This window comes from Enterobacter cloacae complex sp. P27C (genome assembly GCF_014895705.1).
In the GTDB taxonomy this organism is placed as follows: domain Bacteria; phylum Pseudomonadota; class Gammaproteobacteria; order Enterobacterales; family Enterobacteriaceae; genus Enterobacter; species Enterobacter bugandensis.
The window spans coordinates 268,168-286,880 of sequence record NZ_JADBQB010000006.1; the positions used below are offsets into that span (position 1 = coordinate 268,168).

An 18,713-nucleotide genomic window follows, 5' to 3' on the forward strand; every position below is an offset into this window, starting at 1 on the left:
GTTCTAGCAAATTCGGGGTAACGGCTCAGCGTGCGGTAGATCCAGCGTGCGCTTCACGCCGTAAAGTCCGGTCAGGCGCACCCCTTTGCGCTCAACCACGTCTCCAATGATGGCCGCATCTTTCCCTAAGGGATGCGCTCTCAGCTGTTCAAGTACGGCTTCCGCGGCCGAACGTTCCACGCCGATCGCCAGCTTGCCCTCGTTGGCAAAGTTTAGCGGGTCAAGCCCTAAAAGCTCACACAGCCCCCGCACGGCAGGCTTAACGGGCAGGTCGCGCTCGCTCAGTTCAATCCCGCACCCGCTGCTTGCGGCGAACTCGTGGACAACGGCATTCACCCCGCCCCGGGTGGCGTCGCGCAGGGCTTTGACACCCGGTATGTCGCGCAGCGTCTGGATAAGCGGGGTGAGCACCGCGCAGTCGCTGCGAAGCTCGCCGTCCAGCCCCAGGCCTTCGCGCAGGTTCAGGATGGTTGCCCCGTGGCAGCCCAGCGTGCCGGTCACCAGCAGCACGTCGCCCACCGAAAGCTGCTGCGCGCCCCAGTGAACGTCGGCGGGGATCGCCCCCATTCCGGCGGTGTTGATGAAGAGCTTATCCGCCGCGCCGCGCTGGACCACTTTGGTATCCCCGGTGACGATAGCAATCCCCGCCTCGCGGGCGGTGTGCGCCATGCTGTTGACCACTGCCGCAAGCGTCTCCATCGGTAATCCTTCTTCGAGGATAAATCCGCAGGAGAGGTAGCGCGGAATGGCGCCGCTGACGGCCACGTCGTTGGCCGTACCGCAGACGGCGAGCTTGCCAATATCGCCGCCCGGGAAGAATAGCGGGTCAATCACGTAGCTGTCGGTGGAGAACGCCAGCCGGTCGCCGTGTGCGGTGAGGGTTGAGAGCGCGATGCGCGCCTGATCCTCCTGCTCGGCGAGCCAGGGGTTATTAAAGGCCTCCATGAACAGCCGGTTAATCAGCTGCTGCATCGCCTGTCCACCGCTTCCGTGCGCCATTTCCACCGTGTTCATGCTTCACACTCCTGGTTGCGATACTGATACCACGCGGCGCATGCCCCTTCAGAGGAGACCATCAGCGCGCCAAACGCGGTTTGCGGGTTACAGGTGTTGCCAAATAGCGGGCAGTGATGAGGTTTGCATTTGCCGGTAAGCACCTCGCCGCAGCGGGCCCGGGGATCGTCGCACACCTGCTGCGGCTGTGGGCGGAAGTGCGCTTCGGCATCAAATTCGCGATAGGCAGGCGTCAGGTGCACGCCGGATTCGGCAATCAGCCCCAGCCCACGCCACTCGCTGTCGCCCTCAACGCTAAACACGTCGGCAATCGCCTGCTGCGCCCGTTCATTTCCCGCATCGGGCACCACGCGGCGGTACTGGTTTTCAACCGCGCTCAGGGACGCTATTTTCTGCTCAACCAGCATGGCTACGCCTTGCAGTAGATCAAGCGGTTCGAAACCAGCCACCACTAACGGACGATTGTACTGATCAGCGATAAAACCGTAGGCGTCTGTGCCAATCACCATGCTGACGTGGCCCGGCGCCAGAAACGCATCGATGCCGTTGTCTGGCTCTTCGAGCAGGCTGCGCAGCGTGGGAATGAGCGTAATATGCTGGCAGAAAAAGAAAAAATTAGTGACGTTGCGCGCTTTCGCCTGCTGCAGCGTGATGGCCGTAGCGGGCATGGTGGTTTCAAAACCCAGCCCGAAAAAGACGACCTTGCGCTCAGGGTTAGCCTCTGCCAGCGTCAGGGCATCCATCGGCGAGTAAACGATCCGCACGTCCGCGCCGCGCGCCTTCGCCTGCAGCAGCGAGCCGTTTTTCCCCGGCACGCGCATCGCGTCGCCAAAGGTGCAGAAAATGACGTCGGGCTGGCCGGCAATTTCGATGCAGCTGTCGATGCGCCCCATCGGCAAAACGCACACCGGGCAGCCGGGGCCGTGAATAAACTCGATGTTCTCCGGCAGCAGCTGGTCGAGGCCAAACTTGAAGATGGCGTGCGTGTGCCCGCCGCACACCTCCATGATCCGCAGCGGCCTTTCGTTCGTGTAGTCCAGCAGCGCCGCGCGCGTTTTCAGATGTCCGATAAGCTGCATCACCTGTTCTGGCGCGCGGTATTCATCAACGTAACGCATAGGCTAGCGCTCCTCGCCGTACAGGAGCGCGCCCACGTCCGGCTCCACGTCAAACATGTTTTGCAGCGCGTCCAGCGTGTCGCGGGCTTCCGCTTCGTTAATCACGCTCATCGCAAACCCCACGTGGACCAGCACCCACTGGCCGAGGCGCGACGCGCCCGTCTCATCGGTGCTGCCCACCAGCGTCAGATCCACGTCGCGCAGGATGCCGCAAACCTCCACTTTGGCCTGATTACCGTCGAGGGAATGGATTTGTCCCGGTACGCCTATGCACATCGTTCGCTCTCCAGCCAGTCCAGCCAGGCGTCCATGCCGTCGCCGCGCGTGGCGGAAACCAGCAGGATGTGAATGTCCGGGTTCACCTCGCGGGCATAGGCCAGGCACTTATCCACGTCGAAGTTTAGGTACGGCAGCAGATCGACTTTGTTCAGCAGCATGAGGGAGGCGGCGGCGAACATGTGCGGGTACTTCAGCGGCTTGTCCTCCCCTTCGGTCACGGAGAGCACCGCCACTTTATGCCGTTCGCCGAGGTCGAAGCTTGCCGGGCATACCAGGTTACCTACGTTTTCGATAAACAGGATGCCGTTATCCGCCAGCGGCAGGCGAGGGGCGGCGTCGGCAATCATCTGCGCATCCAGGTGGCAGCCCTTGCCGGTGTTAACCTGGATGGCGGGCGTCCCGGTTTCGCGGATGCGCGCCGCGTCGTTAACGGTTTGCTGATCGCCTTCGATCACCGCACAGGAGACGCGTTCGTTCAGGCGCTTGAGCGTTTCGGTCAGCAGCGTGGTTTTACCGGAGCCGGGGCTGGAGACCAGGTTGAGCACCAGCTGTTGACGGGCCGCAAAGCGGGCGCGGTTGCGGGCGGCAAGCTGGTTATTTTTGTCCAGCACGTCGATCTCCACCTCCAGCATCTGGCGCTGGCTCATGCCCGGCGCGTGGGTGCCCGCTTCGCCGTGGCCGTAATGCAGGTCGCCCGCGTCGGAACGCTGCGGCGCAAAGGTGATGCCGGTCAGTGCCGCCGCGGGACGCGGGGCAGGGGAAAAGGGCGCGGAGCGAAACGCGGAGTGAGGACGGTGTTCATCCCCTTCTATATACAGGTTGCCTTCAGCGCAACCGCAGGTGCTACACATAACTTACTCCTTCTCGATTTCGAGGCGCAGGATCTGCATGCCGTCATCCGCCACGATGCGAAGACCCGTGCTCTGACACTGCGGGCAGCGCTGAACCTTTGATGAGAGCAGGGTGACGTACTGCTGGCACTGCTCGCACCAGCACTCCGCCTGCTGCTCGTCGATATGCAGCGCGCAGCCTTCCGCCAGCGTGCCGCGGCACACCAGCTCAAAACAAAAATTCAGGGCGCTGGTCTCGACGCAGGAAAACGCCCCGACCTTCAGCCAGACGCCGGTGACGCGCTTCGCGTGGTTTTGCACTGCCTGCTGTTCGATAAGTTCCAGTGCCCGCTGGCAGAGGGTGATTTCGTGCATGACGCCTCCTCAATGATTTGCGCCAGTAAATGCAATAACGGTGCCAGCTTGACTTGCGTTACGGCGTGACGATGTCAGCGCTGTCGAAATGACACGTCGACACGGCGGCGTTGACAGTGTCTTTTTTGATAAAAATCATTCAAATCAAGATATTAAAAACTGGCACGGAATCTGCTTAACAGCCGCTATCTCCATTAACCGGATACCTTATATGACTATTTGGGAAATTAGCGAAAAAGCGGATTACATCGCGCAGCGCCACCAGCAGCTTCAGGATCAGTGGCACCTCTACTGTAACTCTCTGGTTCAGGGGATCACCCTGTCAAAAGCCCGACTGCATCATGCAATGAGCTGTGCGGCGCAGGGGGATATGCGCTTTGTCCTGTTCGGTCATTTCACGGTCTTTGTGACCCTGGCAGACAGCTTTAACAGCCACACCATCGAGTACTACGTTGAGAATAAAGAGGGTGAAAAACAACGTATTGCGCAGGCGCAGCTGATGGCCGACGGCATGGTCGACGGCTACGTCAGCAACCGCGATCGCCAGCAGGTGCTTGAGCACTATCTGGAGAAAATCGCGCCGGTTTACAACGGTCTCTACGCCGCGGTTGAGCACGACTTGCCGGTCGACCTCAAACAGCTCGTCGCGGGAAAGGCCCCCGCAAATCTTGCCTGATAACCGAATGTCGAAAAGTGTCGATGAGACAGTTTTTCGTCGTCAAAAATGACCATCACCAGAGGATTGCCCGGTGAACCGTTTTGTAATTGCTGACTCGACGGTCTGTATTGGCTGTCGGACCTGTGAGGCGGCGTGTTCGGAAACGCACCGCCTGCACGGACTGCAGTCCATGCCGCGCCTGCGCGTCATGCGTAATGAGAAAGAGTCTGCCCCGCAGCTCTGCCACCACTGTGAAGATGCCCCGTGCGCGGGCGTCTGTCCCGTCAATGCCATCACCCGCGTCGATGGCGCGGTCCAGCTGAACGAAAGCCTGTGCGTGAGCTGCAAGCTGTGCGGCATCGCCTGCCCGTTCGGCGCCATTGAATTCTCCGGCAGCCGCCCGCTGCATATCCCAGCGAACGCCAATACCCCGAAAGCGCCGCCTGTGCCACCGGCTCCGGCACGCGTGAGCACGCTGCTGGACTGGGTGCCCGGCATCCGCGCTATTGCGGTGAAGTGCGACCTGTGCAGCTTTGACGAACAGGGCCCGGCCTGCGTGCGGACCTGCCCGACCAAAGCGCTGATCCTGGTTAACATCCGCGATATCGCCCGCACCAGCAGGCGCAAGCGCGAGCTGACCATTAATACCGACGTCGGCGATCTTTCGCTTCTGCAGGCGCTTAACGAGGGGGCGAAATGAACGCGATATTTATGATTAACAGCGCCGTGGCGTACTTTGCCGCTGCCGCCGCGCTGGCGCTGGTGTTCTCTTTCCATAAAACCCTGAGCGGCTGGATAGCCGGTATCGGCGGGGCAGTCGGCAGCCTGATGACGCTGGCGGCGGGCGGTGTCGTCCTGCTCGGCGGACAATCCGTGGAAACACTCATGCCGCTGATTCGCCACACCGTGGCGATTACGCCGCTGAACGCCATCTGGCTGGTGACCTTTGGCCTGTGCGGGCTGTTTATCAGCCTGTTCAATATCGACTGGCACCGTCATCAGCAGACCAAAGCCAACGGCCTGCTGGTCAATCTGCTGATGGCCGCCGCGGTCTGCACGGTTATCGCCAGCAACCTTGGCGCGCTGGTGGTGATGGCGGAGATCATGGCGCTGTGTGGCGTGTTCCTGACCGGCTGCAGCGCCTCCGGCAAGCTGTGGTTTGCGCTCGGACGCCTCGGCACGCTGCTGCTGGCGCTGGCCTGCTGGCTGGTGTGGCAGCGTTTCGGCACCCTGGACTTTGCCGCGCTTAACGGCCAGCCGCTGGGGAACGACGTCTGGCTGCTGGGCGCACTCGGCTTTGGCCTGCTGGCCGGGATTATCCCGCTGCACGGTTGGGTCCCGCAGGCGCACGCGAATGCCTCTGCGCCCGCCGCTGCGCTGTTTTCGACGGTGGTAATGAAGGTCGGTCTGTTCGGCATTTTGACGATTACCCTGACGGGCGGTCAGCCGCCGCTGTGGTGGGGGGTAGCGCTGCTGATTGCGGGAATGATCACCGCCTTTGTCGGCGGACTGTACGCCCTGATGGAGCACAACATCCAGCGTCTGCTGGCCTATCACACCCTGGAAAACATCGGCATCATCCTGCTCGGCATGGGCGCGGGCGTCACCGGGCTGGCGCTCAACCAGCCGGCGCTGATTGCCGCCGGGTTTGTCGGCGGTCTGTATCACCTCGCCAACCATAGTCTGTTTAAAACCACTCTGTTCCTCGGCGCGGGCAGCGTCTGGTTCCGCACCGGCCATCGCGATATCGAAAAGCTCGGTGGGATTGGCAAAAAGATGCCGATGATTTCACTCGCCATGCTGGTGGGGCTGATGGCGATGGCCGCGCTGCCGCCGCTGAACGGCTTTGCCGGGGAGTGGGTGATCTATCAGTCCTTCTTCGCGCTCGGCCAAAGCGACGCGTTTATCGCGCGGCTGCTCGGCCCGCTGCTGGCGGTGGGCCTGGCGATTACCGGGGCGCTGGCGGTGATGTGCATGGCGAAGGTCTACGGCGTCACCTTCCTCGGCGCGCCGCGTACCCGTGAAGCGGAAAACGCCTGCTGCGCCCCGGTACTGATGGCCACCAGCGTGGTCGCGCTGGCGCTGTGCTGCATTGCGGGTGGGGTTGCCGCGCCGTGGCTGCTGCCGCTGCTGGGCCACGCCGTTCCGCTGCCGCTGGCGACGGCGCATACCGTTGTCTCCCAGCCGATGATTGCGCTGCTGCTGATCGCCGGGCCGCTCCTGCCGTTCGTGCTGATGCTGTTCTTCAGACGCGACCGTCTCGCCTCCCGCTCTCGCGGCGCGGCGTGGGCCTGCGGTTATGAACACGAGCCGTCAATGGTTATCACCGCCCACGGTTTTGCCATGCCGGTGAAGGAGAACTTCGCCGCCGTGCTGAAGCTGCGCCAGTGGCTTAACCCGCAGGGCTGGGTGCCGGGCTGGCAGAGTGCTGCCGTGCCCGTGCTGTTCCGCCGGCTGGCGCTGATCGAGCTGGCGGTGCTGGTGGTGATTGTGATTTCACGAGGAGCCTGACATGAGTCTGTTACTGGCAATTCTTCAGGCGCTGGTGCTGTTCGCCGCCGCGCCGCTGCTGTCGGGCATCACGCGCGTGGCGCGCGCCCGAATGCACAACCGTCGCGGGCCCGGCGTGCTCCAGGAGTACCGCGATCTCTTCAAGCTGCTCTCCCGCCAGAGCGTCGCGCCGGATGCCGCGGGCTGGGTGTTCCGCCTGACGCCGTTCGTGATGGTCGGCGTGATGCTCACCATCGCCACCGCGCTGCCGGTGGTCACGGTAGGCTCGCCGCTGCCGGTGCTCGGCGATCTGATTACGCTCATCTACCTCTTCGCCATCGCGCGCTTCTTCTTTGCGATTGCGGGCCTGGACACCGGCAGCCCGTTTACCGGCATCGGCGCCAGCCGCGAGGCGATGCTCGGCGTGCTGGTTGAGCCGATCCTGCTGCTGGGGCTGTGGGTGGCCGCGCAGGTTGCAGGTTCGACCCACATCAGTTTTATCACCGACACCGTTTACCACTGGCCGGTGGCCCGCTCCATCCCGCTCGTGCTGGCACTCTGCGCCTGCGCGTTCGCCACGTTTATTGAGATGGGCAAGCTGCCGTTCGATCTCGCGGAAGCGGAGCAGGAGCTGCAGGAAGGGCCGCTTACCGAGTACAGCGGCTACGGCTTCGCGGTGCTGAAGTGGGGCATCAGCCTTAAGCAACTGGTGGTGTTGCAGATGTTTGTTGGCGTTTTCTTCCCGTGGGGGCAGATGACGCACTTCTCTGCAGGCGGCCTGCTGCTGGCCGTGGTGGTTGCCGCCCTCAAGCTGCTGGTCGGCGTGCTGGTCATCGCCCTGTTTGAAAACAGCATGGCGCGCCTGCGTTTTGCGGCAACCTCGCGCATCACCTGGGCCGGTTTTGGTTTTGCATTTTTAGCGTTCGTCTCCTTGCTGGTGGCGTGATTAAAGAGAGTGTTTATGTCTGAAGAAAAGAAAGGTCAGCAGTATCTCGCCGCGTTGCATCAGGCTTTCCCCGGCGTGGTGCTGGAGGAGTCCTGGCAAACCAAAGATCAGATCACCATTACCGTGAAGGTGAACTACCTGCCGGAAGTGGTGGAGTTTCTCTATTACCAGCAGGGCGGCTGGCTGTCGGTGCTGTTCGGCAACGACGAGCGCCAGCTGTGCGGCAACTATGCGGTGTACTACGTGATGTCGATGGAGCAGGGCGAGAAGTGCTGGCTCACCGTGCGCGTCGAGGTCGACCCGAACAAGCCGGAATACCCGTCCGTGACGCCGCGCGTTCCTGCCGCCGTCTGGGGTGAGCGCGAGGTGCGCGACATGTACGGCCTGGTGCCGGTCGGCCTGCCGGACGAGCGTCGTCTGGTGCTGCCGGACGACTGGCCGGATGAACTCTATCCGCTGCGCAAGGACAGCATGGATTACCGCCAGCGTCCGGCCCCGACCACCGACAGCGAAACCTACGAGTTCATCAACGAGCTGGGCAGCAAGAAGAACAACGTGGTGCCGATCGGCCCGCTGCACGTCACCTCCGACGAACCGGGCCACTTCCGCCTGTTCGTCGACGGCGAAAATATCATCGACGCCGACTACCGCCTGTTCTACGTCCACCGCGGCATGGAGAAGCTGGCGGAAACCCGCATGGGTTACAACGAGGTCACGTTCCTCTCTGACCGCGTGTGCGGCATCTGCGGCTTCGCCCACAGCACCGCCTACACCACCTCGGTGGAGAACGGCATGGGGATCGTGGTGCCGGAGCGCGCGCAGATGATCCGCGCTATTCTGCTGGAGGTGGAGCGCCTGCACTCGCACCTGCTGAACCTCGGCCTGGCCTGCCACTTTGTCGGCTTTGACTCCGGGTTTATGCAGTTCTTCCGCGTGCGCGAAGCGTCGATGAAGATGGCGGAGATCCTCACCGGGGCGCGTAAAACTTACGGCCTGAATCTGATCGGCGGGATCCGCCGCGACCTGCTGAAAGACGACATGATCAAGACCCGCCAGCTGGCGCAGCAGATGCGCCGGGACGTGCAGGATCTGGTGGACATGCTGCTCAGCACGCCAAACATCGAGCAGCGCACCGTCGGGATTGGTCGCCTCGATCCGGAAATTGCCCGCGACTTCAGCAATGTCGGCCCGATGGTGCGCGCCAGCGGCCACGCCCGCGACACCCGCGCCGATCACCCGTTCGTCGGCTACGGCCTGCTGCCGATGACCGTGCACAGCGAACAGGGCTGCGATGTTATTTCTCGCCTCAAGGTGCGTATCAACGAGGTCTACACCGCCCTGAACATGATTGACTTTGGCCTCGATAACCTGCCGGGCGGTCCGCTGATGGTGGAGGGCTTCACCTACATTCCAAACCGCTTTGCCCTCGGCTTTGCCGAAGCGCCGCGAGGGGATGATATCCACTGGAGCATGACCGGCGACAATCAGAAGCTCTACCGCTGGCGCTGTCGCGCGGCGACCTACGCCAACTGGCCTACCCTGCGCTATATGCTGCGCGGTAACACGGTCTCTGACGCGCCGCTGATCATCGGCAGCCTCGATCCGTGCTACTCCTGCACTGACCGCATGACGGTGGTGGACGTGCGCAAGAAGAAAAGCCAGGTAGTGCCGTACAAAGAGCTTGAGCGCTACAGCATCGAGCGCAAGAACTCGCCGCTGAAATAAGGACACGCCATGTTTACCTTTATCAAAAAAGTAATCAAAACCGGCGCGCAGACCAGCAGCTATCCGCTGGAGCCGATCCCGGTGGATAAAAACTTTCGCGGCAAGCCGGAGCACAACCCGCAGCAGTGCATCGGCTGCGCGGCCTGCGTCAACGCCTGCCCGTCGAACGCCTTAACGGTGGAAACGGACCTCAAAACCGGCGAGCTGGCCTGGCAGTTTAACCTCGGGCGCTGCATCTTCTGCGGCCGCTGCGAGGAGGTTTGCCCGACGGTCGCCATTCGACTTTCCCAGGAGTACGAACTGGCGGTGTGGAAAAAAGAGGATTTTCTCCAGCAGTCGCGCTTCGCGCTGTGCAATTGCCGCGCCTGCAAGCGTCCGTTCGCCGTGCAAAAAGAGATCGACTACGCCATCGCGCTGCTGCAGCACAACGGCGACGCCCGCGCGGAGCATCACCGCGAAAGCTTCGAAACCTGCCCGGAGTGCAAACGTCAGAAGTGCCTGCTGCCGTCCGACCGCATTGATATTACCCGCCATATGAGAGAGGCCAGCTGATGGAAAACTTACTCGGCCCGCGCGACGATAACGGCATTCCGGTGCCGCTGACGGTGGAGGAGTCCATCGCCAGCATGAAGGCGTCGCTACTGAAAAAAATCAAACGCTCGGCCTACGTTTACCGCGTGGACTGCGGCGGCTGCAACGGCTGTGAGATCGAGATCTTCGCCACCCTGTCGCCGCTGTTTGACGCCGAGCGCTTTGGCATCAAAGTGGTACCGTCCCCGCGTCATGCGGACATTCTGCTGTTTACCGGGGCGGTGACCCGCGCTATGCGATCGCCCGCGCTGCGCGCCTGGCAGTCCGCACCGGATCCGAAAATCTGCATCTCCTACGGCGCCTGCGGCAACAGCGGCGGCATCTTCCACGATCTTTACTGCGTCTGGGGCGGCACCGACAAAATCGTGCCGGTGGATGTCTATATTCCGGGCTGCCCGCCGACGCCTGCCGCCACGCTGTACGGCTTTGCGATGGCGCTCGGCCTGCTGGAGCAGAAGATCCATGCCCGCGCCCCTGGCGAGATCGACAACCAGCCCGCGGCCATTCTGCATCCGGACATGGTGCAGCCGCTGCGCGTGAAGGTGGACCGCACGGCGCGCAGGCTGGCGGGCTATCGCTACGGGCGTCAGATTGCCGACGATTACCTGCGCCTGCTGAGCCAGGGCGACCATCAGGTGGCGCGCTGGCTGGAAGCGGAAAACGATCCGCGTCTCAATGAGATCGTGGCAAACCTGAACAGCATTGTGGATGAGGCGCGTATCCGATGAGTGAAACGGTGGTGTTCAGCCAGCTGAGCCGTAAGTTTATTGATGAGAACGATGCCACGCCGGATGCGGCGCAGCAGGTGGTCTATTACAGCCTGGCGATTGGGCACCACCTCGGGGTGATCGACTGTCTGGAGGCGGCGCTAACCTGCCCGTGGCCGGAATACCTGGCGTGGATCGCCACGCTGGAGGAGGGCAGCACCGCGCGGCGCAAGATGGAGGGCGTGCCGAAGTATGGCGAGATCGTTATCGACGCCAACCATATCACAATGCTCGCCAACGCCTTTGACGCGGCGCTCGGCAGGCAAACCCCGGCGCAGCAGGCGTGGAGCAAAACGCTGCTCGGCATGCTGCACGATATTCATCAGGAGAGCGCCATCTACCTGATGGTGAGGAGATTACGTGACTGACGTTTTACTGTGTGTCGGCAACAGCATGATGGGCGACGACGGCGCGGGCCCGCTGCTGGCGGAGATGTGCGCCGCAAAACCGCAGGGCGACTGGGTGGTGATTGACGGCGGCAGCGCGCCGGAAAACGATGTGGTCGCCATTCGCGAGCTGCACCCGGAAAGGCTGCTAATCGTCGATGCCACCGATATGGGGCTGAACCCGGGCGAAATCCGCCTGATTGATCCGGACGACATCGCCGAGATGTTTATGATGACCACCCACAATATGCCGCTGAACTACCTGGTCGATCAGATTAAAGACGACGTGGGCGAGGTGCTGTTTTTAGGAATTCAGCCGGACATTGTCGGGTTTTATTACCCGATGACGCCGCCGGTGAAGGCGGCGGTGGAAGAGGTGTATTCGCGGCTGGCGGAGTGGGTTGGGGATGGAGGGTTTTCTCCGCTCTGAGCAGTGCCGGGTGGCGGCTACGCCTTACCCGGCCTACAAAACCGTAGGCCCGGTAAGCGCAGCGCCACCGGGCAACTGGCTACGCCAGATCCGCCCCGTTACTCGCAATCACCTTCTTATACCACCAGAACGATTTCTTGCGCTTGCGGTCCAGCGTGCCGTTCCCGGCGTCGTCGCGGTCAACGTACACAAACCCGTAGCGCTTGCTCATCTCGCCCGTTGAGGCCGACACCAGGTCGATGCAGCCCCAGGTGGTGTAGCCCATCAGCGGCACGCCGTCCTCAATCGCATCGCCCATCGCGCGGATATGCTCGCGCAGGTAGCTGATGCGGTAGTCGTCGTTGATCTCGCCATTTTCATCTATGACGTCCTTCGCGCCAAGGCCGTTTTCCACCAGGAACAGCGGCTTCTGGTAGCGGTCGTACATCATGTTCATGGTGATACGCAGGCCGAGCGGATCGATGCCCCAGCCCCACTCGCTTACCTGAATATGCGGGTTACGCAGGGACTTCACGATGTTTGCCGCGCTGGTGTTGCCCGCGTTCATGTCCGCCGAGGCGCAGCGCGAGGCGTAATAGCTGAACGAGACAAAGTCGACGGTGTTTTTCAGCAGTTCGTCATCGCCTGGGTCTTTAACAATCACGACGCCTTTCTCGCGGAACACGCGGGCAGAATAGGCCGGATAGCTGCCGCGTGCCTGCACGTCGATAAAGAACAGATTCTCGCGGTCTTTTTCCAGCGCCATCCACACGTCTTCCGGCTTGCAGGAGTACGGGTAGAAGTTACCGCCCGCCAGCATGCAGCCGACCTGGTTTTCCGGGTTCACCTCGTGGGCGATTTTTGTCGCCAGCGCGCTCGCCACCAGCTCGTGGTGCGCGGCCTGGTATTTCACCTGATCCTCGTTTTCACCCTCCTCAAACACCAGCCCCGCGCCGGAAAACGGGCTGTGCAGCATGATGTTGATTTCGTTGAAGGTCAGCCAGTATTTCACCAGCCCGTTAAATTCCTCGAAGCAGGTGCGGGCGTAGCGGGCGAAGAAATCGACCATCTTACGGTTGCGCCAGGAGCCGTACTCCGTCACCAGGTGCATCGGCACGTCGAAGTGACAGAGCGTCACCAGCGGTTCGATGTTGTACTTTTTGCACTCTTCAAATACCGCCCGGTAGAAGGCGATGCCCTCTTTATTCGGCAGAGGCTCGTCGCCGTTCGGGTAGAGGCGGCTCCAGGCAATCGAGGTGCGGAACACCGTAAAGCCCATCTCCGCCATCAGAGCGATGTCCTCTTTATAGCGATGGTAAAAATCAATCGCCTCGTGGCTCGGGTAGAACTCGTCCTCACGCAGCGAAAAACGCTTTTCCTGACCGACCTTCACCGCCAGGCGATGCGCGCCGTGGGGGATCATATCGACCGTCGTCAGTCCTTTGCCGCCTTCACGGTAAGCACCTTCACTCTGGTTGGCGGCAAGCGCGCCGCCCCATAAAAATCCTTGTGGAAAAACAGACATTCTTACCTCGCTTTCAATTTATGCTTTTGCTGCGTTGTTCTGTACCGGTGCGGTCTGCAGGGCGCGCGCTTTTTCAGCCTCGTCTTCGACCGGGATATCCTCAAACCCTAACAGCAGGGTCAGAACAAATGACAGCACCACGGCCAGCCCCATTACGCCAAACACCCAGACGATGGTCATCGGGTTGGCCGGGTCGAAGAACTGCACGCTGGTAAACAGCCCCGGCGCCGCCATCGAGTGGCTGGCAAGGCCTGCCATACCCGCCACCGCGCCGCAGATAAAGCCGCTGATCAGGCTCGCAATCAGCGGACGCTTCAGGCGTACCGCTACGCCGTACAGGGCCGGTTCAGAGATCCCCGCCATAATGGCGGAGGCCGCCGCGGCCAGCGCCGTCTGGCGCAGTTCCGGGTTTTTCGTTTTCCATGCCACCGCCAGCGACGAGCCGCCGAGCGACAGGTTGGCACCAATTTCTGACGGCATCACCATTCCTTCTTTGCCCGTTTCGGCAATGGTCTGAATGATGGTCGGCGTAAACACGCGGTGCATCCCGGTCATCACCAGCAGCGGCCACAGCGCGCCCATGATGGCGACGGAGAGCCAGCCCAGGTAGCCGTGAATGGTGTAAACCAGCGCGGAGATGGCGCTACCGATCCAGATCCCCAGCGGGCCAATCAGCACGATGGCGAGCGGGGCGGCAATCAGCACGATCAGCATCGGCTTGAGGAAGTTTTTGGTCACCGCCGGGGTGATGCGATCCACCCAGCGTTCGATATACGACAGGCACCAGGTCATCACCAGTGCCGGGATGACGGTATAGGTGTATTTCACCGCCGTCACCGGAATAAAGGCGAACTCAACGTGCTCGCCCTGCGCGGCTTTCGCCATCAGTTCGATAAAGCTCGGGTGCACCAGCACGCCCGCGATGGCGATCGCCAGCGACATGTTGGTTTTAAACTTCACCGCCGCCGAGGCCGCTACCATCAGCGGCAGGAAGAAGAACGCCCCGTCGCCAATGACCGTCAAAATGGTGAGCGTCGGCGCGCCTTTTTCCAGCACGCCAGTCATTTCGAGGATCATCGCCAGCAGCTTGACCATCGAACCGCCGATGATTGCCGGGATCAGCGGCGACATGGTGCCGATCAGCGCGTCGAGGATCCCGGCACCAATGCGGCGTAACGTCAGCTTCTGCGGGCCTTCCGGTACCACGGGCTGCAGGTCAACGGGCAGCAGGCTCACTACTTCGCGGTACGCCTGTGAAACCGTGTTGCCAATAATCACCTGGCACTGGTTGTCGTTACGCACCACGCCAAGCACGCCGCTGATGCTTTTCAGGCGCGCAACGTCGGTAAGATTTTCGTCTTTCAGAACGAAACGCAGGCGCGTCATGCAGTGGGTGACGGCGACGATGTTCTCTTTGCCGCCCAGCGCGCTGATAACGTCGTTTGCCAGCGCAGCGTAGTTTTTGGCCATCGGATCTGTTCCTGTTATCGTTGTGTGAAATGTAGGAAACCGGTTCCACATAATCATCATGAGTTTCTTTTGTTGAAACAAGACCGCTTTTTGGACATTTTTTCTTTTCGTGATGAAGATCGCAGTGGGGTGTAGAAAGCGTGACGTCGTCGCTGCGACAATTTTTTCGCGGTGCAGTACACTGCCCGCATGAGTTTCGGATGGAAGAACAATATGACCACGATGCTGGAAGTGGCGAAGCGGGCAGGCGTATCGAAAGCGACGGTTTCCCGGGTGTTGTCGGGCAACGGCTACGTTAGCCAGGAGACCAAAGACCGGGTTTTTCAGGCCATTGAAGAGAGCGGCTATCGCCCGAACTTGCTGGCGCGAAACCTGGCGACCAAACGCACCCAGACGCTTGGGCTGGTAGTGACCAACACCCTGTATCACGGCGTCTACTTTAGCGAGCTGCTGTTCAACGCCGCGCGGATGACCGAAGAAAAAGGGCGGCAGCTGATCCTCGCCGACGGCAAGCACAGCGCCGAAGAAGAGCGCGAGGCGATCCAGTATCTACTGGATATGCGCTGCGATGCGGTAATTATCTACCCGCGTTTTCTGAGCGTGGAAGAGCTGGACGAGCTCGTCGAGAAATGCGAGCAGCCGATTATGGTGCTTAACCGCCGCCTGCGGAAAAACAGCAGCCACAGCGTCTGGTCCGATCATAAAGCCTCGTGTCAGGACGCGGTGTCGCAGCTGATTGCGAAAGGGCACCGGGAGATTGCCTTTATCACCGGTTCGCTGGATTCCCCCACCGGGGTTGAGCGTCTTTCCGGTTACAGGGATGCGCTGGCGCAGCACGGTATTGCAGCGCGTGACGCGCTTATCGCCGAAGGGAAGTGGAGCCCGGCCAGCGGCGCAGCGGCGGTCACTCAACTCCTCTCCCGCGGCGAACCGTTTACCGCGCTGGTGGCGAGCAACGACGATATGGCGATCGGCGCCATCAAGCAGCTGCACGACAGCGGCGTCGCCACCCCGGACGCGGTGTCCGTTATCGGCTTTGACGACGTGGCGATTGCGCCCTACATCGTGCCGTCGCTATCCAGCGTGCGTATTCCGGTGACGGCGATGATCCAGGAGATCGTCAGTCGCCTGATTTTTATGCTCGACGGCGGAGAGTTCAAATATCAGCAAACCTTTTCTGGCGAGCTTGTCCTGCGCGACTCCGTTACCGATGGTCCGCACCGCTGACGTCGACATCTGTCATCGTCACTAATGACGATGACAGAAACGCTGCGTTTTCATTATTGTTAAAAATCAGTGGGTTAAATATTGGCACGGTTTGTGAATAGCTTCGCGCATAACAGTTATGCCGGAGAAGCAGATGAACCGTTTTATTATGGCCGATGCCAGCAAGTGCATTGGTTGCCGTACCTGTGAAGTGGCGTGCGTGGTTTCCCACCAGGCGGAGCAGGATTGCGCCTCTCTCACTCCCGATACCTTCCTGCCGCGCATTCACGTCATTAAAGGTGTGAATATTTCCACCGCCGCCATCTGTCGCCAGTGCGAAGATGCGCCGTGCGCGAACGTCTGCCCGAACGGGGCGATTAAGCGCGAGAAGGGCTTTGTGCACGTGATGCAGGAGCGCTGCATCGGCTGCAAAACCTGCGTGGTGGCCTGTCCGTATGGCGCGATGGAGGTGGTTGTCCGCCCGGTGGTGCGCAACAGCGGCATGGGGCTGAGCGTGCGGGCAGAGAAAGCCGAAGCCAATAAATGCGATCTTTGCTATCACCGCGAAGCCGGCCCGGCCTGTATGGAGGCCTGCCCGACGCACGCGCTGGTCTGCGTGGATCGTGACAAGCTTGAGCAGATGAGCGCAGAAAAACGCCGTCGCACGGCGTTCGACACCTCGTCATCGCTGCTGTTTTAAGCTGCGATGAGCGTTAACGGCATCCAGTTTCGGGTGCGCGGCAAAGTGCAGGGCGTGGGGTTTCGGCCCTTCGTCTGGCAGCTGGCGCACCGGCTGAAGCTTGTGGGCGATGTCTGCAACGACGGAGAGGGTGTCCTGGTGCGTCTCGCGGGTAATGGGGGGGACTTTACCGCGAGGCTGCATCAGGACTGCCCACCGCTGGCGCGCATCGATCGCGTTGAAACGCAGCCGTTCACCTGGGCGGACATGCCTGAGGACTTTACCATCCGCCACAGCGAGCGCGGGGCGATGGATACGCAAATCGTGCCGGATGCCGCCACCTGCCCGGCGTGTCTGGCTGAAATGCGCGATCCCCGCGAGCGCCGCTATCGTTACCCGTTTATCAACTGCACCCACTGCGGGCCGCGGTTTACCATTATCCGCGCCATGCCGTACGACCGTCCGGCCACGTCGATGGCCGCATTCCCGCTCTGCGCGCCGTGCGAAACCGAGTACCGCAACCCGGCCGACCGCCGCTTTCACGCCCAGCCGGTGGCCTGCCCGGACTGCGGGCCGCAGCTGGAATGGCAAGCCGGAGACACTATTGCCACTCGCGAATCGGCCTTAAACGCGGCGGTGAAGAGGCTCAAAAACGGCGGGATCGTGGCGGTTAAAGGGCTGGGGGGATTTCATCTGGTCTGCGACGCGCTTAACCCGCAGGCAGTGGCGACGCTGCGGGCACGCAAGCAGCGCCCGACGAAGCCGCTGGCGGTGATGCTACCGGATGCGGACGATCTGCCGGAGACGATACAGACGCTGTTACGCTCGCCAGCGGCACCGATCGTGCTGACGCCGAAAGCTTCGCTTCCCGCGTTTCCCGAGGAAATTGCCCCAGGGCTCGACTGCGTTGGCGTGATGCTGCCCGCGAACCCGCTCCAGCATCTTTTGCTGATGGACTGCCGGCGCCCGCTGGTGATGACCTCCGGCAACCTCAGTGGCAGGCCGCCTGCCGTCACCAACGCGCAGGCGCTGGAGGAGCTCGGCGGCATCGCGGACGGCTTCCTGCTGCACAACCGCGACATCCTGCAGCGCATGGATGATTCGGTGATGGATCGGGATGGCGCTATCCTGCGTCGTGCCCGGGGTTTTGTGCCCGATGCCGTCACGTTGCCCGCGGGTTTTGAGAATATCCCCGCCATGCTGTGCACCGGTGCAGAGATGAAAAACACCTTCTGCCTGGTGCGCGGCAACCAGGCGGTGCTGAGCCAGCACTTTGGCGATCTGAGCGACGAGGGCGTAGAGGCGCAGTGGCGCAGCGCGCTCTCGACGATGCAGGGCATCTACGCTTTCCAGCCTGATAAGCTGGTGTGCGATGCCCATCCGGGGTATCGCGCGCGCCGGTGGGCGCAGGAGCAGGCGCTGCCCGTCGAAACCGTGCTGCATCATCACGCTCACGCGGCGGCGTGCCTGGCGGAGAACGGCTGGCCGCTCGGCGGCGGAGACGCTATCGCTCTGACGCTGGACGGGATCGGCATGGGCGAGAACGGCGCGCTGTGGGGAGGAGAGTGCCTGCGGGTGAACTATCTCGACTGCGAACGGCTCGGCGGCCTGCCTGCCGTGGCGCTGCCGGGCGGCGATCTGGCGGCAAAGCAGCCGTGGCGTAATCTGCTCGCCCACTGCCTGGCGTTTGTCCCGGACTGGCAACGCTACCCGGAAACGCGAGCGGTTCAGCGCCACAGCTGGCCGCTGCTGGCAACGGCGATCCAGCGTGGCATCAACGCGCCGCAGGCGTCGTCCTGCGGTCGTTTGTTTGACGCGGTCGCCTGCGCGCTGAGCATTGACGCGCAGCGCTACGAAGGCGAGGCAGCGTGCAGGCTGGAGGCGCTGGCATCGCAGTGCGCGGGCGTTGACCATCCGGTGATTCTGAAAGCGAATAACCTTGCGCTGTTCTGGCAGCAGTGGCTGAACTGGCAGGCGGAGCCCTGCGAGCGCGCGTGGGCGTTTCACGACGCGCTGGCAAAAGGGCTGGCTCAGCTCGCCGCGCGCCATGCCCGACGCTTATCGATTTCGACAATCTGCTTCAGCGGCGGCGTGTTGCACAACCGCCTGCTGCGCGCGCGCCTGCGTCATTATCTTCCTGACTTTACGCTTCTTTTTCCTTCGCGCCTGCCCGCAGGTGACGGAGCGATCTCTTTCGGGCAGGCGGTGGTTGCCGCTGCCCGGTCATGTTCAAAAAGGATTTAAA

Annotated in this window: 19 protein-coding genes; 12 read left to right on the forward strand and 7 right to left on the reverse strand. The window is 61.8% G+C overall.

What is annotated here, in order from left to right:
* Positions 1–3 precede the first annotated feature (3 nt).
* The 5 genes from hypE to hypA are packed head-to-tail and all read right to left on the reverse strand — an operon-like array spanning position 4 to position 3,616.
* A complete protein-coding gene (hypE, locus tag IM291_RS14525; protein WP_192987147.1) occupies positions 4–1,014 on the reverse strand; it encodes a hydrogenase expression/formation protein HypE in 1,011 nt (336 codons plus the stop codon).
* Positions 1,011–2,132, reverse strand: coding sequence for a hydrogenase formation protein HypD (gene hypD, locus IM291_RS14530; protein WP_192987149.1), 1,122 nt, complete (start codon positions 2,130–2,132; stop codon positions 1,011–1,013). The genes hypE and hypD overlap by 4 nt, the downstream gene beginning before the upstream one ends.
* Before the next feature lie 3 nt (positions 2,133–2,135).
* Positions 2,136–2,408, reverse strand: coding sequence for a HypC/HybG/HupF family hydrogenase formation chaperone (locus IM291_RS14535; RefSeq protein WP_028014219.1), 273 nt, complete (start codon positions 2,406–2,408; stop codon positions 2,136–2,138).
* The gene (gene hypB / locus IM291_RS14540; RefSeq protein WP_192978740.1) at positions 2,399–3,262 is read right to left on the reverse strand and encodes a hydrogenase nickel incorporation protein HypB; all 864 of its coding nucleotides are present in this window, start codon (positions 3,260–3,262) and stop codon (positions 2,399–2,401) included. Before hypB ends, IM291_RS14535 begins: the two co-directional genes overlap by 10 nt.
* Before the next feature lie 3 nt (positions 3,263–3,265).
* Positions 3,266–3,616, reverse strand: a complete 351-nt coding sequence (hypA, locus tag IM291_RS14545) for a hydrogenase maturation nickel metallochaperone HypA (protein ID WP_192987151.1) — start codon at positions 3,614–3,616, stop codon at positions 3,266–3,268.
* Positions 3,617–3,827: 211 nt separating this feature from the next.
* On the opposite strand from hypA, the gene hycA reads away from it, so the two are divergent.
* From hycA to hycI, 9 genes are all read left to right on the forward strand, one after another.
* Positions 3,828–4,292: a formate hydrogenlyase regulator HycA gene (hycA, locus tag IM291_RS14550; RefSeq protein WP_047364415.1), complete on the forward strand. Its 465-nt coding sequence runs from the start codon at positions 3,828–3,830 to the stop codon at positions 4,290–4,292.
* A 73-nt stretch (positions 4,293–4,365) separates the two neighbouring features.
* Positions 4,366–4,974 (forward strand): 4Fe-4S dicluster domain-containing protein, encoded by a 609-nt coding sequence (locus tag IM291_RS14555; protein WP_192987153.1) that lies wholly within the window; start codon positions 4,366–4,368, stop codon positions 4,972–4,974.
* The gene (gene hycC / locus IM291_RS14560) at positions 4,971–6,785 is read left to right on the forward strand and encodes a formate hydrogenlyase subunit 3 (protein WP_192987155.1); all 1,815 of its coding nucleotides are present in this window, start codon (positions 4,971–4,973) and stop codon (positions 6,783–6,785) included. Before IM291_RS14555 ends, hycC begins: the two co-directional genes overlap by 4 nt.
* Position 6,786: 1 nt before the next feature.
* A complete protein-coding gene (locus IM291_RS14565) occupies positions 6,787–7,710 on the forward strand; it encodes a respiratory chain complex I subunit 1 family protein (RefSeq protein ID WP_041908474.1) in 924 nt (307 codons plus the stop codon).
* 15 nt (positions 7,711–7,725) lie between these two features.
* On the forward strand, positions 7,726–9,435 hold the full coding sequence (gene hycE, locus IM291_RS14570; RefSeq protein ID WP_049138413.1) for a formate hydrogenlyase subunit HycE: 1,710 nt from the start codon (positions 7,726–7,728) through the stop codon (positions 9,433–9,435).
* Between the two features lie 9 nt (positions 9,436–9,444).
* Positions 9,445–9,987 carry a formate hydrogenlyase complex iron-sulfur subunit gene (locus IM291_RS14575; protein ID WP_192987156.1) on the forward strand — a complete coding sequence of 181 codons (543 nt, stop codon included), beginning with the start codon at positions 9,445–9,447 and terminating at the stop codon, positions 9,985–9,987.
* A complete protein-coding gene (locus tag IM291_RS14580; RefSeq protein WP_028014210.1) occupies positions 9,987–10,754 on the forward strand; it encodes an NADH-quinone oxidoreductase subunit B family protein in 768 nt (255 codons plus the stop codon). Before IM291_RS14575 ends, IM291_RS14580 begins: the two co-directional genes overlap by 1 nt.
* A complete protein-coding gene (locus IM291_RS14585) occupies positions 10,751–11,161 on the forward strand; it encodes a formate hydrogenlyase maturation HycH family protein (RefSeq protein WP_041908479.1) in 411 nt (136 codons plus the stop codon). The genes IM291_RS14580 and IM291_RS14585 overlap by 4 nt, the downstream gene beginning before the upstream one ends.
* Positions 11,154–11,609 carry a hydrogenase maturation peptidase HycI gene (hycI, locus tag IM291_RS14590; RefSeq protein ID WP_126817298.1) on the forward strand — a complete coding sequence of 152 codons (456 nt, stop codon included), beginning with the start codon at positions 11,154–11,156 and terminating at the stop codon, positions 11,607–11,609. Before IM291_RS14585 ends, hycI begins: the two co-directional genes overlap by 8 nt.
* 79 nt (positions 11,610–11,688) lie before the next feature.
* Here hycI and IM291_RS14595 read toward each other — a convergent pair whose 3' ends face one another.
* Positions 11,689–13,113, reverse strand: a complete 1,425-nt coding sequence (locus IM291_RS14595; protein ID WP_126344967.1) for a 6-phospho-beta-glucosidase — start codon at positions 13,111–13,113, stop codon at positions 11,689–11,691.
* Between the two features lie 18 nt (positions 13,114–13,131).
* A complete protein-coding gene (ascF, locus tag IM291_RS14600; protein WP_045261256.1) occupies positions 13,132–14,583 on the reverse strand; it encodes a PTS cellobiose/arbutin/salicin transporter subunit IIBC in 1,452 nt (483 codons plus the stop codon).
* 213 nt (positions 14,584–14,796) lie between these two features.
* Here ascF and IM291_RS14605 point away from each other — a divergent pair, with 213 nt between their 5' ends.
* From IM291_RS14605 to hypF, 3 genes are all read left to right on the forward strand, one after another.
* A complete protein-coding gene (locus tag IM291_RS14605; RefSeq protein ID WP_192971689.1) occupies positions 14,797–15,810 on the forward strand; it encodes a LacI family DNA-binding transcriptional regulator in 1,014 nt (337 codons plus the stop codon).
* A 133-nt stretch (positions 15,811–15,943) separates the two neighbouring features.
* Entirely contained in the window at positions 15,944–16,489 is a 546-nt protein-coding gene (gene hydN, locus IM291_RS14610; protein ID WP_192987157.1) for an electron transport protein HydN, read from the forward strand.
* 6 nt (positions 16,490–16,495) lie between these two features.
* On the forward strand, positions 16,496–18,712 hold the full coding sequence (hypF, locus tag IM291_RS14615; RefSeq protein WP_192987158.1) for a carbamoyltransferase HypF: 2,217 nt from the start codon (positions 16,496–16,498) through the stop codon (positions 18,710–18,712).
* The last annotated feature ends 1 nt before the right edge of the window (position 18,713 follow it).